The sequence below is a fragment of the Cobetia sp. PDI-12MA genome (assembly GCF_059507695.1).
On sequence record NZ_CM183351.1, the window covers coordinates 3,783,691 to 3,798,015 of the forward strand.

General features: G+C 61.4%; 13 protein-coding genes. All 13 read right to left on the minus strand.

Features of this window, described 5'->3' with window-relative positions:
* Positions 1-202: 202 nt before the first annotated feature.
* On the minus strand, positions 203-631 hold the full coding sequence (locus AC5WNI_RS15975) for a type IV pilin protein (protein ID WP_438940930.1): 429 nt from the start codon (positions 629-631) through the stop codon (positions 203-205).
* Between the two features lie 56 nt (positions 632-687).
* Positions 688-1,026: a hypothetical protein gene (locus AC5WNI_RS15980; protein WP_175090343.1), complete on the minus strand. Its 339-nt coding sequence runs from the start codon at positions 1,024-1,026 to the stop codon at positions 688-690.
* Between the two features lie 10 nt (positions 1,027-1,036).
* Positions 1,037-4,675 carry a pilus assembly protein gene (locus tag AC5WNI_RS15985; RefSeq protein WP_175090342.1) on the minus strand — a complete coding sequence of 1,213 codons (3,639 nt, stop codon included), beginning with the start codon at positions 4,673-4,675 and terminating at the stop codon, positions 1,037-1,039.
* A 13-nt stretch (positions 4,676-4,688) separates the two neighbouring features.
* Positions 4,689-5,267 (minus strand): pilus assembly PilX family protein, encoded by a 579-nt coding sequence (locus AC5WNI_RS15990; protein WP_175090341.1) that lies wholly within the window; start codon positions 5,265-5,267, stop codon positions 4,689-4,691.
* Positions 5,267-6,256 (minus strand): prepilin-type N-terminal cleavage/methylation domain-containing protein, encoded by a 990-nt coding sequence (locus tag AC5WNI_RS15995; RefSeq protein ID WP_175090340.1) that lies wholly within the window; start codon positions 6,254-6,256, stop codon positions 5,267-5,269. The genes AC5WNI_RS15990 and AC5WNI_RS15995 overlap by 1 nt, the downstream gene beginning before the upstream one ends.
* Positions 6,253-6,753, minus strand: coding sequence for a type IV pilus modification protein PilV (gene pilV, locus AC5WNI_RS16000; RefSeq protein ID WP_368447793.1), 501 nt, complete (start codon positions 6,751-6,753; stop codon positions 6,253-6,255). Before pilV ends, AC5WNI_RS15995 begins: the two co-directional genes overlap by 4 nt.
* Before the next feature lie 62 nt (positions 6,754-6,815).
* Complete coding sequence (locus tag AC5WNI_RS16005) at positions 6,816-7,316, minus strand: GspH/FimT family pseudopilin (RefSeq protein WP_175090338.1); 501 nt, start codon at positions 7,314-7,316, stop codon at positions 6,816-6,818.
* 74 nt (positions 7,317-7,390) lie between these two features.
* Positions 7,391-7,879 (minus strand): type IV pilin protein, encoded by a 489-nt coding sequence (locus AC5WNI_RS16010; protein WP_175090337.1) that lies wholly within the window; start codon positions 7,877-7,879, stop codon positions 7,391-7,393.
* A 221-nt stretch (positions 7,880-8,100) separates the two neighbouring features.
* Complete coding sequence (gene ispH, locus AC5WNI_RS16015) at positions 8,101-9,069, minus strand: 4-hydroxy-3-methylbut-2-enyl diphosphate reductase (RefSeq protein WP_175090336.1); 969 nt, start codon at positions 9,067-9,069, stop codon at positions 8,101-8,103.
* A gap of 60 nt (positions 9,070-9,129) precedes the next feature.
* Positions 9,130-9,573 carry an FKBP-type peptidyl-prolyl cis-trans isomerase gene (gene fkpB, locus AC5WNI_RS16020; protein ID WP_175090335.1) on the minus strand — a complete coding sequence of 148 codons (444 nt, stop codon included), beginning with the start codon at positions 9,571-9,573 and terminating at the stop codon, positions 9,130-9,132.
* A gap of 20 nt (positions 9,574-9,593) precedes the next feature.
* Complete coding sequence (lspA, locus tag AC5WNI_RS16025) at positions 9,594-10,121, minus strand: signal peptidase II (protein ID WP_054556926.1); 528 nt, start codon at positions 10,119-10,121, stop codon at positions 9,594-9,596.
* A gap of 118 nt (positions 10,122-10,239) precedes the next feature.
* Positions 10,240-13,071, minus strand: coding sequence for an isoleucine--tRNA ligase (gene ileS, locus AC5WNI_RS16030; protein WP_175090334.1), 2,832 nt, complete (start codon positions 13,069-13,071; stop codon positions 10,240-10,242).
* Between the two features lie 11 nt (positions 13,072-13,082).
* The gene (gene ribF / locus AC5WNI_RS16035) at positions 13,083-14,216 is read right to left on the minus strand and encodes a bifunctional riboflavin kinase/FAD synthetase (RefSeq protein ID WP_175090333.1); all 1,134 of its coding nucleotides are present in this window, start codon (positions 14,214-14,216) and stop codon (positions 13,083-13,085) included.
* Positions 14,217-14,325: the final 109 nt, after the last annotated feature.

Below are 14,325 nucleotides of genomic sequence, written 5' to 3' on the forward strand. Positions count from 1 at the left end.
AGGGCGTGAAATTGGGCAATTTAACGTCTATGAACCACAGATGGAATCATTATGTTACACAAGATTACCCATCATCCCGAAAACTCCCCAGAATCACCGTTATTCCATATTTCTCGACTGGACCTCACTCACCAAACAAAAAGCCCCGATCATCGTAGATCGAGGCTTCATGCGCTTGCCATGCAATGTCGGCTGTCAGTGCCTACCAACAATCGCTGCTGTCAGTGCCTTCCGAGTCCTCAAGGACTGCCGCCCCCTTCACTCCCAACTCCGTGAGCGTAAAGGTGGCACAGTCCTCATCATTGGCCTGACTGCCGGTAGCAGTAGCGGTCAGGGTATAGCTGTCTGCATCTCCCGCAACGGCCAGATTATAGAAACCTTCCTCGCTGACAGCATCTGCCTGCCCCAGCCCGATACCATCGCCGCCGGCTCCGAGCGCATCTCCACAGCTGGTCGCCGCTGTCACGCTGGCCGTCGCGTATTCACCGCAGGTTGCCATGATGCGCTCCTGGGTCTGCGCAAGCGCCAGCAAGGCGGTGGTGGCGTCGGTGCGACGTGAGCGCTCCACCTGGTCCTGATAGCTGGGATAGGCGATCGCCGCCAGAATGCCGATGATGGCCACGGCAATCATGAGCTCCAGCAGACCGAAGCCGCCTTGTGCTCGAGAACCTGCAGTTCGCCTGATCATCAGCGCCCCCGACGCAGCAGCGTGATGTCGATGACCTGCTTCGGCTCACCACGTGGGTCGAAGCGCACCTCGACCTTCTGCCCCGGCGTGAGGTGGAAGGCCTTCAGCTCGCGCCCATTGCGGGTGAGTATCCGGCTCTCCGGCTGAAGCACGAAACCCATGTCGTCGACGAGCAGCTGATCTCCCTCACGCTCATCGATGACGCCGGTAACGCTCTGCTCCATGACCAGCGGAATCGGGGTATCTTCCGCCAGGGCCTGGGAGCTCCAGCTCGTGAAGAGCAAGCCCGCCGCCAGCATCAGTCCACTACTAGTCAGCTTGAGTCGTGATGTCTTCATGGTCTCTCTCCTAGCGCAGCTGATACCAGGCACTACGGCCTTCCAGGCCGTCGATCCCGAAATCCATGGCCATTTCGACCACCTGATTGGTACCGCCCTGGCCGACGTACTGGGTATCACCCAGGAATTTCGGTGAGGTGGGCTCGCCTTCTGTCTTGATCGATAGCACGACCTGATTGTTTACGTTGTCGCTCGCGTTGACCTCGCCGTCATCGTTGTAATCAAAGACCTGCTGCACATTGTTGTAGCTGCGCACCGGTTGTAGCCCATTGCGCAAGCTGAGCGCATTCAGCCAACCGCTGGCACCGCCAGTACAGGGACCATTGGAGCCCGGGATGGTGGTATTGAAGACAATCAGATCACCACGGACAGCCGGGATGGTCACCAGACGCTCACCGGAGTCCGGTAGCTCCAGGTACCAGCCGTACTGCATACCATTGTTGTTCTGATTGGAATAATCGACGCCTACCCCTGTGACCGTACGCGCGTCACTCACACCACTGATATTGGAGAAGCTCTGCTTTTCCAGCTCGCCGTGATAACGACGAGTCGAAGACCCGGTATGCAGCACGCTGTAGAAGGATTGGGTCGAGGTATCGACCGCATCCTGCAGCGTCAGCAATTGCCCGGTGCCCCAGTACACATTCAGGTACGGCGTATCGACGGTGCTGTTGAAGACACCGCTGCGTGCCACGGCTACCCGCGATGTGATGGGCTGTCGGTAAGCTGCCGGACAGGTCGATGACGTGCTGTTCAGGGCAACGGCACATGACTGGAAAAGACGCGATATTTCGCTGCTGCCGATGTTGCTCAGCGAGAACTCGCGCATGTCGAACACCCAGACATTGCCATGCAGATCGCCGGCATAGACCCAGTCGGTGATGCCATCGGCGTCGATGTCAGCCAGCTCAGGACTCGACATGCCATTGCAGTCACTGCTGGCAGAGGTGCACGACCCGCCGGCATTGCTGCCCTGTTGAGAATCCAGCAGCGCATAGTTGTCGGGGTCTTCCAGGTCCACGATGAACAACTTGGCACGCCCATCGCTGTCGGCGTTGTAGCCATTGCCGAAGATGGCATACCACTTGCCGTCGTCCAGACGCGCTACCTGAATATCGCTGAAGGTATAGCCAAGGTCCTCGTGGGTGAATTCCCACTGCACGATCTCGGCCGGTGAGGTGCCATTGGATTCACCCAATGACTCGAAGCCTTCAGGATCGGTGATATCCAGCATGTAGACCGCCTTGCCACCAGCGCCCAACCCACCCAGCAGGACCGAGTGCCAACCGGGCGCATCCTCATCGCCCAACTGGACATGCACGTCACGCGCGACCGGAGTGGCATCGACATAGTACTGGTGCACATAGTTCTGATCAGCGAGCTGGCGAATACCGCGCCCGCTCTCGATGCTGAAGGCGGCATACGGCATGTAAGCGAACTTCTCTTCACCGGTCTCCATGTCGATGGCGTGCAGCATGCCGTCGTTGGCACCGATGTAGATCATGTTCTGGCGGTCCTCATACAGCGTCTTGAAGGAGCGGTACGAAGACACTTCCATGTCATTGCGATAGCTGGCCGAAGGCGGCCCGACGATCGCCGGCGAGGCGTGGACGATATCTCCTAGATAGTTGTCATCACGATCGCGGAACAAGGTCCCTTCATACTCGTCATCGCCCTTGAGATAGCCGATGAGGTTCTCGAGCTCTGAGGTCCTCACGGCCAGCGGGGTGCCATTGAGTTTCAGGAAGGTGCCACTGGTATCCAGGATCTGCCCTGTCAACTGCGTCACGGTATCGCCGACCAGGTCTAGCACTCCGCTCTGTCCACCGGTCAGTCCCACGGCATTGGCAAGGCCATTGCCATTGCCCAACCCCAGACCCAGCCCGTTGCCAATGATGCCAGATACGCCATTTGCAGCTTCACGCACGGATATCAGCACAGTATCGGTCAATAGCGTCTCATCGAGGAATCCGACTAGATCGAGAATCTGTTCGGCCTCCAGTGATCCGGCCTCCTCGATATCGAAGAAGAAGGCCTTCTCATCCACTTCAGAGATCCCCGGATTGTAGGTAATCACCTTGCGGCTGGAGCTACGGCTATCATCCTCACGCAACCACTCCGCGACGGACCAATCAGAGGTGGCGCTCAAGGTGCCATTGGTGCCGATCTTGCGTGCAACGACATCGCCCGACCAATCAGCGGGATCATAGATGGTCTGAATCACGTACGCGCCGCTGGTCTGCCCACCACTGCTGATGTCCAGGCTACCGGTACTGGCCGCGCGTCCTGCGATCGACTGAGCGATATTGTTCAACGCATCAATCAATGCCTGCGGATTGGCGGCGCTGAGATATTCACCACGCCCGTTCCAGGCCGCATGGCGAAGATCGTCGATGGTGGTATTGGCGTTGGCGACCGGCTGCGGCCAGGTAAAGGCAGATTCAAGATCAGCAGGGTTCTCGGACAGCGAGCCATCCACACCGAAACCGACGGTGTAGGTCACCATGTGCTGAGCGGAGTTTTCATCCACTCCCGGTATGGTCGGTACGCTGTCGATCAAGTCAGTCCGCAGGTCCTCGCGATAATATTTCATCGCGACATCACCAAGCGTATTGGAATAGCTGTCACGGTGACTGGCACTGATGAATTCGCCGCTGCCACCGTCGACGTTACCGACACTGGGGCTGGAGCCATTCCAGTAGCCATCGGTCATCAATATGGAATAGTTCTGCTGACACATGCCGCCCTCATCCGCACTCAGAATGGGAGCCGAACGACCAGTGCTGGAGTAATACTCACCGGCGCTCTTGAGCGCGGTACGCAGAGGAGTGCCACCGGAGGGATAGGCGGTAAACAGCTCCTCCAGCAGGGCTTCACGCTCATCAGTATCCGTCATGTCCGCAACGTTGCGATTGTTGCGGCTCTGGATGGTGCGCAGCCCGACCCGGGACTCATTGGCGTTGATCACACCGGCCATGGCAGATTTGGCCACCAGCATGCGGTCGCGATAGTAGGTGAACCAGTTGGCGAAATTGACTTGCTGAGCCGCGGACAGGTCTTCCACTTCAACGACATGATCATCGTCCAGATACAGGCGCCCAGAATTGCTGCGATAGACGCCGCATTCACCGTAGTCATAGTCCCCATCACCATTGTCGTCCCAGCGGACGTAGTAGGCGTCATCGCTCATCCTGGCCCAGCTGGTAGGCTCGTAGGGATCTTCACGGACATTCGACAGGCTCATGTTCTGATAGGCGATTCCCGCTCGATCAGCGCCCGCCCAGGGGGTGTAGGTCAGCGCAGGGTTGTAGGCCATGACATTGAAGCCCATGCAGGCCCCGATCGCCCCGCCAAGGTCTGATGAGTAAACGATACGATCATCGGCATCATGATTGTTCTCTATCCAGATCCCTCTCTTGGAATACACCCCGGTGTACCCCATCAGCGAGGAAGCCGGCTGGTAACCCCAATGCTCGACCCCCTTGTTAAGGGTATCCTCCCAGGCCATGCTGCCCGAATCATCCAGAATGAACAGGATATTGGGCTGGACTCCGGTCGCTTCCGTGACCGGAGCGCGGGCAATTTCCCCGGGAGCCGCCAGACAGGGCAAGGCGACAAGGCACAGGGCACCACTCAGCAGATAACGCATGTTCTTGCTCCTCTCAGAAGTAAGGGCCCAGTTCCATCTCGCTTTGCACTACTGTCCAGGAGGCACCATTGCCGCCCCCAGTGCCCATCGCGTTGATACGGAAGGCATCCAGGCGCGTGCCCACCGCATTCACTTCGTTGCTGGCATTCAGCGGCGGCTCGCCGACCTTGCCTAGATACTCGATCACATAGGCCCCGATGACCGCACCGGTATCACTGTCCAGCGTCTGGATACCGTTGGCTTGCCAATCCGCTTCCGAGAGCGGGTTGATCGGCGGCGCATCCTCGGGCAGTGCCAGCATCAGGCCAGCTGAATCATCGAAGCTGTCAAGGCTCCAGGTACCATCCTCCAGGCTATCCTGCAGCGCACGCTCACCGATGCTCAGACTGGTTTCCGCGTTGTAATAGGACTGCTCGAAGTTCCGGCTGTTGACGGCCATGCGTGTCTGCAGCTGACTGTCCTCGACCCCGGTGACGGCCAGCAGCCCGATCACGACCAGCATGATCAACACGATCAGCAAGGCGATGCCTTGCTGACGTGCTGGCCCCCGGGTGGCCGCGCAGACGGTAGACATTGAAGACGAGGTATTCATCAACTGCCCCTCAGTTGCAGATTGCGCGGTGTGAACGTGAGATTGAAGGTTCGCGTCAAACGGCCATCGTTATTCCCGCCCGGTACCACTCCCGGCAGGCTCTCGAGCGTCAGAGCGATCTCGATACGGCGTACCTCATCCCAACGGCCTTCGCTGCGCACCGTGGCGGCCGGCACCTTGACGCGATCGACACTGCCGTTGCCGGTGGTATCCAGACTGAAGCTGACATCGAAGCCCTGTACGCCGGAGGCCAGTTCTTCCCGTGCGAAAGCGGCATCGATTCGATCGAGATACAGTGCACGCACCGAGGAATCGTTGGCCTGGTCATCCAGCCGCAGCTCCCAGGCCTGCACCGGGTAGAGATAGGCGTTCGAGGACTGAGAGCTGCCGTAGGAGCGTGACAGAGTGTCATTGGTTTCCACATTGCCCTGGGTGGTGCCCGACACCCTGAAGACATCGGTGCTGCTGCAATCACTGACCAGCGCATACTCGTTGGTCACGAAGGCATCTTCGCTACCGTTGCGCACGGACAGTGGGCCACCCAGCGACGTCATGCTGCTGGTCAGCGTGGTTTCATCGCCATCCTTGCTGGCAGCGACGAACGTCAGATTGAAATAGCTGAGGCCCCGTTGGGTACGCTGCTGACCACCGAAAGGCGCCGTGAGGTCGTGGGAGGCATCCACCGAGCTGGCATTGGTGATATCGCGGCTATTGGCACAACCTGCGTAGCCCACATTGCGCATAAGTGGCTGGAGCCGGAAGGACACGTAACGGGCCGATTCCTGCAGATAGGAAAGCGCCTCCTGGGTGCTCACGGTGCTGCGTGAGGTCGAGAACATCTGCACCGCCATCGCCGTGATCAGCAGCCCCAGCACCAGGCTGATCATCAGCTCGACAAGCCCCACGCCCGCCTGGCGCTTCAAGCCATGCGGACGGGCAGTGTCGGGGGCCAAGCGTCGGCGGGCCGATGCAGGTAAACAGCGGTTCATGGCTCTACCTCGAAACGATAGGTCTGCTGGTCAACTCCCCCGCTGATGGGGTCACTCCACTGTACCTGGACACTGACGTCGTGAACGCCGATGCCGGCGCCGCCGACGACACGCTCGTCGACTTCCACGCTGCCGACGCCGCTGGTCAGCGTGGAGCCGATGATGGCGTCACGCCAATCAATGATGTCCTGGTCCGCCAGCTCTGAGGGTATGCAGTCCGAGCTGCATCCATCCGCCGGCGCATTGGTGGTGTCGGCGTCATCATATTGGTCGATGGCCTCAAGGTTGGCGCGGATACGTTCAGCCATGTCCAGCGACAGCAGTTGTGCCACGGTATTGCTGTAGCTGACGCGCTGATGCTGAAGCGTCTGAACTTGCAACAACCCCAGCCCCAACAGGGAAACCCCCAGTAGCATGACCGCGACCAGCGCCTCGATCAGGCCGACGCCGCGCTGAGAATGCCGGGTGCAACGGCGCCGTTGCAGGCGCGTCAGCAATGCCTCCCTCAGCGCTCTCGGCTGTAGGACTTTCCTGAGGGATGTGGTCATCAACGATGCTGTCATGAGCAGTCCCCCCCGGATTCAAGGCGGACACGGCCTGAAGGAGCCACTACCACAGAGGTAGCATCGGACGCCGCACAGAACACCAGCGTGCTGTTGCCACTAGTCAGCGTGCCGCGATCGTTGTAGGTGATCCTGGCGGCGCCACCCGACTGGGCAACCGCATTGCTGTCCTGATGAATCCACAGGCGATCGTCGAGGGTGAAGTTGGAAGTGCTCCCGATATAGACGACCCAGCCACTCGCCCAGTCATCGTCGCAGGCCGTGGGGTTGGGGGTGGCCACGCTCGGCGCATAGGGACAGACACTCACATCGACACCGCGCGTGGTGGCGGTGCTGCGCGCCATGCCGAGCGCATGGGTCAGGGCACGCACATCGGACTCCACCTGAGAGCGCTGCACCAGGCCTTGCCAGGCCGGCACCGCCCAGGTCGCGATGATGGCAATGATCGCCACCGCCACGACCAGCTCGATCAGGGTGAAACCACGGGATTGGCGCATGAGAGATACGTCTCCTTGCCGCTGAGGGTCGACCGGCCATGCCGGACTCGAGTCTGTCTCTTGGGGACTCATCATCACCAGCACCGGCCTCCTCCTTCGGCACCGGTATTCATGTCCTGGTCCATCCACAGTACGCCGCAGTCGTCATTGAGTTGTGCCCCTTGAGGCGTCGCCTGCAGGACGAAGGACGAGGCAGACAGACTGCGATACGTGATCAGGTAGCGAAGATTGCCACCACCATCCTCTATACGGCTGACGCCATCCGTCGGCTGGTCATCATCCCCCACGGGTGCCTCGGAGAAATTCTGATAGTAGAAGCCATGCAGCTGTCTGGCCTGCTGCCCCAGCGCCTGCTGGGCATGCGAGCGCCAGCTGCGCTCCACATAACCGAGATAGGAGGGAATGGCGACCGCCGCCAGAATGCCGATGATCGCGACCACCATCATCATCTCGATCAGGGTGAAGCCCTGAGCCCGACGCCTGCCAGGTGCCCCGCGCCCCGGTTTCGGCTCACGGCGTGCACCTGCACTGCTGACACCGGTGACCGAGAACAGTCGTGGCATGGGGGATTCTCCAGAGTACGAACTATACCTCCATTATGTATCATTTCGGTAACCACGTATTACATTTTTTTTCAATGCGCACCAGATTGATCAACGATCGTGCTCAAGAATGCTGTCACTTATACAAGAAACTGCTGAATTGAATGGTAAAATGCGAATGGCACCCACAAAAAAGCCGCGACAGAGTCGCGGCTTCTTCACCGGCAGGAACTTACAAGGTGTTACAGCTCGCGGATCTGGTCCGAGGCGATCAAGCGCTCCTTGAGTTCCTTAGGCATGGAGAAGACGATGTTCTCCTCCTGACCCTCGAGTTCCTCGGGTGCCGAGGCTCCCAGCGCCATCAGGCGATCGATCACGCCCTGCACCAGCACTTCGGGGGCGCTGGCCCCTGCGGTGATACCGATACTGCCGATCCCCTCGAGCCAGCTGGCCTCGATCTGCTGCGCATCGTCGATCAACCAGGCGGGGGTCTGCATGCGCTCCGCCAGTTCACGCAGGCGATTGGAATTGGAGCTATTGGGGCTGCCGACCACCAGCACCACATCGCAGGCTTCCGCCAGCATGCGCACGGCATCCTGGCGATTCTGGGTCGCGTAACAGATGTCATCCTTGCGCGGGCCCTGAATCGCCGGGAAGCGTTCGCGCAGCGCATCGATCACGCGCGCCGTGTCATCCATGGACAGTGTGGTCTGGGTGACGAAGGCCAGCTTCTCCGGGTCCTTGACCTCCAGACTCGCCACATCGGACTCGTCTTCTACCAGATGGATGGTGCCACCCCTGGAAGTGTCATAGCGGCCCATGGTGCCCTCCACTTCGGGGTGGCCCTCATGACCGATCAGCACGCAATCCTGGCCCTTGCGCGCATAGCGCAGGACTTCCATGTGCACCTTGGTCACCAGCGGACAGGTGGCATCGAAGACCTTGAGGTTGCGACGCTCGGCCTCTTCCTGCACGGCACGTGAGACACCGTGCGCCGAGAAGATGACGATGACGTCATCCGGCACTTCGTGCAGTTCCTCGACGAAGATGGCGCCGCGCTCCTTGAGGGAGTCGACCACGAAACGGTTGTGCACCACCTCGTGACGCACGTAGATCGGCGGCCCGAACACGTCGAGCGCCCCGTTGACGATATCGATGGCGCGATCCACTCCGGCGCAGAAACCGCGCGGGTTGGCCAGCTTGATCTGCATGACAGGCTCCGCTTGATGGCGAGGTGCACTCACGGGGGAGCACACCTAGGGAAAGAAGACTCAGTGCGTGGTCGCGGGGGCGACTGACAGCACCTCGACCTCGAAGGTCAGGGTACGCCCGGCCAGCGGGTGATTGAAGTCGACCTTGACGTCACGCTCATCGATCTCGCGGATGATGCCCGGCAGCTCCGAGCCCGACGGCTCGGCGAAGGACATCACCATGCCGACCTCGATCTCTTCATCGAAGCTCTTGCGCGCCACGGTCTGGACGTTCTGCGGATTGTGCTGACCGAAGGCATGCTCCGGCGTGATCGTGAAGCTGCCGGTCTCGCCCGCCGCCATGCCCATGATCGAACGCTCGAAGCCCGGGGGCAGATTGCCGTCACCCACCTGGAAGGAGGCCGGTGTCTTGTCGAAAGTGGAGTCCACCTCGGTGCCGTCTTCCAGACGCAGACGGAAATGGAGGCTGACCTCCATGTTATCGGCGATACGATGCTCGCTCATGCTGACCTCGCTTGTGGCGCTCATTCGGAGCGGCCACGGAAAGATTCAAGAATCAGTGCCACGGCTCCCAGGCTGATGGCGACATCCGCCACGTTGAAGGCCGGGAAGAAGGCATTGCCCCAGTGGAAGGACAGGAAGTCCACCACGTAGCCATGCACGACACGATCATAGAGATTGCCAAGCGCGCCCCCCAGCACCAGCGCGATGCCCAGCGCGGTGAAGGTCTCGTGACGCTTGAGGCGCGCAAGCCAGATGCTCAGGCCGATGGCTGCCACCACCGCAATGCCCGCAAACAACCAGCGCTGCCAGCCATCATGGCCGGCCAGAAAACTGAACGCCGCGCCGGTGTTGTGGAGCAGCGTCAGATTGAAGATCGGCAGCACTTCGTTGGCCTGACCATAGACCAGCGAACTGCTGGCCAGCCACTTGGTGGCCAGGTCCAGCACCACGATCACCAGCGACAACCATAACCAGCGCAGCGGCGAGCGCATTGGCTCACTGCCGGCCGAGGGAGTATCCGTCGCGGGGCCTTGTGAAGAAGACGTCATGTTACCTTCCTGTCGTGAAATGAGTCTGCGACCGGCAAGACACGAACGCCGGGCCAGAGCCCGGCGTTCGATATCAGCGCTCAGCGGAGGCTGAACGATGCCTCGGTCGCATCAGCGATCAAGCGAAGTGACGCGTCTCGCCTTCGCCATCCGGCAGGTTGGTCACGCAGCGGCTGCACAGCGTCGGATGTTCCGGCAGGGTGCCGACTTCCGGACGGTGGTGCCAGCAACGCTCGCACTTGGCATTCTCGCTGACCTTGACCGCCACCTTGAGGCCGGACACGTCGGTCTCTTCTGCCTCACCGGCCGCCTCGAGAGGCGCCAGGGTCACGCCGCTGGTCAGCATCACGAAGCGCAGCTCGTCGCCGAGACTTGCCAGCAGCGTATTGAGCTCGTCATTGACGTAGAGAGTGACTTCCGCCGCCAGGCCGTTCTTGACCAGACCGGCGTTACGCGCGCCTTCCAGCGTCTTGTTGACCGCCTGCTTGACGTGCAGCACCTGCTCCCAGAACTCACGCCCCATGGGGGCATCATCCGCCAGGGTGGTCAGGCCGGTGTAGGCCGTCTCGAGGAAGATGGTGTCCTTGCGCGGGCCCGGAATGTTGGCGTAGATCTCTTCACCGGTGAAGGAGAGGATCGGCGCCATCCAGCGTGCCAGTGCCTCGATCACGTGATACAGCGCCGTCTGGCAGCTACGACGCGCACGCGAGTTCGGCTGCGTGGTGTACTGGCGGTCCTTGATGACATCCAGATAGAAGCCGCCCAGCTCACGCGAGCAGAAGGTCAGCACCTGCTGATAGATGTCGAGGAAGCGGTATTCCTCGTAGGCCAGCTCGACACGTGCCTGCAGCTGGGCGGCACGATCGACCACCCACTGGTCCAGCGCCAGCATGTCGTCAAAGGCCAGCGCATCACGCTCGGGCTCGAAGCCGTTCAGATTGGACAGCAGGAAGCGCGAGGTGTTGCGGATACGACGATAGGCATCGGCGGTCCGCTTGAGGATCTCGTCCGAGACGGCCATCTCGCCGGAGTAGTCATTGGAGGACACCCACAGGCGCAGGATGTCGGCGCCCAGCTTGTCCATCACCTGTTGCGGCGCGACCACGTTGCCGACGGACTTGGACATCTTGCGACCCTGCGCATCCACGGTGAAACCGTGAGTCAGCAGCGCCTTGTAGGGCGCATGGCCATCGATGGCACAGCCGGTCAGCAGTGACGAGTGGAACCAGCCACGGTGCTGGTCGGAGCCTTCCAGGTACAGGTCGGCACGCGGGCCTTCCTCATGACCATGCGGGTGCGAGCCACGCAGCACATGCCAGTGTGTCGTCCCGGAGTCGAACCACACGTCCAGCGTGTCGGTGACCTTCTCGTAGTTCTCGGCCTCATCGCCCAGCAGCTCCTGGCTGTCGAGTGACCACCAGGCGTCGATGCCGTGCTCGGCGACGCGATCGGCGACCGCTTCCATCAGCGCCACGCTGTCGGGGTGCAGTTCCCCCGTCGCGCGATGCAGGAACAGCGGAATCGGCACGCCCCAGTTGCGCTGACGCGAAATGCACCAGTCCGGACGGTTGGCGATCATGCTCTTCAGACGCGCCTGGCCCCAGGCCGGGATGAAGGCGGTGTCCTCGATGGCGGACAGCGCCTTGTCACGCAGGGTCACGCCATCGGTGCCGGGGAAGTCCATGCCGACGAACCACTGGGCCGTCGCGCGATAGATGACCGGCGTCTTGTGGCGCCAGCAGTGCATGTAGCTGTGGGTGATCTTCTCGTGCGCCATCAGCGCGCCGAGCTCTTCCAGACGCGCGACGATGTTCGGATTGGCCTTCCAGATGAACTGGCCACCGAATTCCGGCAGGTCCGGCACGTACACGCCATTGCCCTGCACCGGGCTCTCGATCTCGTCGAAGCTCATGCCGTAACGACGGCAGGTATGGAAGTCATCCTCGCCGTAGGCCGGCGCGGAGTGGACGATACCGGTACCGGCACCGGTCTCGACGTAGTCGGCCAGGTAGACCGGCGACAGACGATCGTAGATCGGGTGACGGAAGTTGATCAGCTCCAGCGCCGCGCCGTTGACGGTCGCCAGCGTCTCACCGCTCAGACCGAAGCGCGCCAGACTGTCCTCGACCAGCTCCTCGGCCAGCACCAGCATGCGCTCGCCGGTGTCGACCAGCGAGTAGACGAAGTCCGGGTGAACGTTGAGCGCCTGGTTGGCCGGGATGGTCCACGGAGTGGTGGTCCAGATCACGATCGCCGCCGGCTTGCTCAATGACTCGAGGCCGAAGGCCTTGGCCAGTGCCGCACTGTCGTCTGCCGCGAAGGCGACGTCGATGGCATCAGAGGTCTTGTCGGCGTACTCGACTTCCGCTTCCGCCAGCGCAGAGCCGCAATCGAAGCACCAGTTGACCGGCTTCAGCCCCTTGAAGACATAACCGCCCTTGACCATCTCGGCCAGCGCACGGATCTCACCGGCTTCATTGGCGAAGTCCATGGAGCGATACGGGTTGCCCCAGTCACCGACGATGCCGAGACGGATGAACTCGTGTTTCTGACCTTCCACCTGCACGCCAGCGTATTCACGGCAGAGATGACGCGCCTTCTCGGACTCGAGGTGCTTGCCGTGGGTCGTCTCGACCTTGTGCTCGATGGGCAGACCATGACAGTCCCAACCCGGCACGTAAGGCGCGTCGAAGCCCGCCATCGTCTTGGACTTGACGATGATGTCCTTGAGAATCTTGTTGACGGCATGACCGATGTGAATATTGCCGTTGGCATAGGGAGGGCCGTCGTGGAGCACGAAGCTCGGACGGCCCTTGCCTGCTTCACGCAGACGCGCATAGAGGTCAATCTCGTTCCAGCGCGCCAGTTGCTCCGGCTCACGCTTGGGGAGATTGCCGCGCATCGGGAAGTCGGTATCGGGCAGATTCAAAGTGTGCTTGTAGTCGCTCATAGCCTTTCGGGTCAGCCGTCGTGGGGGCGGGAAGCCTGGGCTTCCCGAGCTGTGGAATCAGACACCTCAGCAGTGCCGTGTAAGGGTGCCGTCGGCGCATCCGTCATCAGTGCGCTCAGCGGACGGCTGGCCAGCGGCAGGTCAGCCATCGAGGTCATGCAATCGAGCAACGCCTGCTCATCACCGGCAGGCATCTCGCCCGCGGCCAGCGCGAAGAAACGCTTCGCGAGGGCGATATCGGCGTAGATGGCGGCCTTGAGGGCCTCCAGCCCATCGAAGCGCTGTTCACCACGCAGGAAGGCGCAGAAGCTGACGCGCATCGGCTGGCCATAGAGGTCTTCTGCGAAGTCCAGCAGATGGACCTCGAGCACCGGCCGCGGCGTACCGACCGTCGGGCGCCAGCCGATGTTGGCCACCGCCGGACAGTCGCGGCCGTCGGCAAGGTGCGCCATCACCGCGTAGACGCCGGAGACCGCCAGCGGCGCATTCGGCAGCGGCAGGTTGGCGGTCGGCACGCCCAGCGTGCGACCCAGCTGGCGGTCTGCGACCACGCGTCCCTGCCAGTGGTAGGCGCGCCCCAGCAACCAGGCGGCCAGCGCCATGTCGCCTGCAGCCAGCACCTCACGCACACGGGTGCTGGAAACACGCTCACCGGCGATCTCGAAGGTGCGGGTATGTTCCACCGCAAAGCCTTCGGCGGCACCGATGCGCTCCAGCAACGCGAAGTCTCCGGCGCGATCGCAGCCGAAGCGGAAGTCGTCACCGACCACCAGATGACGCACGCCGAGCCCATCGATCAGCACCTGCTCGATGAACTCGCGTGCCGACAGCGAGCGCAGCGTCTCATTGAAGGGCAGACACAGTACGCGCTCGGCGCCATGGCTGCCCAGCAGACGCGCCTTGTCCGCCAGACGCGTCAGCCGCGGCGGCGCCTTGTCACCCGCGAAGAACTCACGCGGCTGCGGCTCGAACACCACCACCGTGGCGGGCAGGCCATAGGCCGCCGCGCGCTCGCGAAGTTGCTCCAGAATCGCCTGGTGGCCAAGATGCACGCCATCGAAATTGCCGATGGTGGCCACACAGCCGCGACTGCCATCCTGCTTGCGCAGGCGGGCGAGATTGTGGAGTCCTCTGATCAAGTCCATGCGTGCATCACACAAGCCGCCGAAAGTGGTCGATTATAGCGAAGGGGCACGGCGCTGACAGCCACCGTTGCCCCACCAGGGAGAAAACAGCTGGAACCGGGGACACCAA

Coding starts and splice junctions, on each gene's coding strand:
- AC5WNI_RS15975 (WP_438940930.1), bottom strand. CDS start 631: ATGATTGCCGTGGCCATCATCGGCATTCTGGCGGCGATCGCCTATCCC.
- AC5WNI_RS15980 (WP_175090343.1), bottom strand. CDS start 1,026: ATGAAGACATCACGACTCAAGCTGACTAGTAGTGGACTGATGCTGGCG.
- AC5WNI_RS15985 (WP_175090342.1), bottom strand. CDS start 4,675: ATGCGTTATCTGCTGAGTGGTGCCCTGTGCCTTGTCGCCTTGCCCTGT.
- AC5WNI_RS15990 (WP_175090341.1), bottom strand. CDS start 5,267: ATGAATACCTCGTCTTCAATGTCTACCGTCTGCGCGGCCACCCGGGGG.
- AC5WNI_RS15995 (WP_175090340.1), bottom strand. CDS start 6,256: ATGAACCGCTGTTTACCTGCATCGGCCCGCCGACGCTTGGCCCCCGAC.
- AC5WNI_RS16005 (WP_175090338.1), bottom strand. CDS start 7,316: ATGCGCCAATCCCGTGGTTTCACCCTGATCGAGCTGGTCGTGGCGGTG.
- AC5WNI_RS16010 (WP_175090337.1), bottom strand. CDS start 7,879: ATGCCACGACTGTTCTCGGTCACCGGTGTCAGCAGTGCAGGTGCACGC.
- ispH (WP_175090336.1), bottom strand. CDS start 9,069: ATGCAGATCAAGCTGGCCAACCCGCGCGGTTTCTGCGCCGGAGTGGAT.
- fkpB (WP_175090335.1), bottom strand. CDS start 9,573: ATGAGCGAGCATCGTATCGCCGATAACATGGAGGTCAGCCTCCATTTC.
- lspA (WP_054556926.1), bottom strand. CDS start 10,121: ATGACGTCTTCTTCACAAGGCCCCGCGACGGATACTCCCTCGGCCGGC.
- ileS (WP_175090334.1), bottom strand. CDS start 13,071: ATGAGCGACTACAAGCACACTTTGAATCTGCCCGATACCGACTTCCCG.
- ribF (WP_175090333.1), bottom strand. CDS start 14,216: ATGGACTTGATCAGAGGACTCCACAATCTCGCCCGCCTGCGCAAGCAG.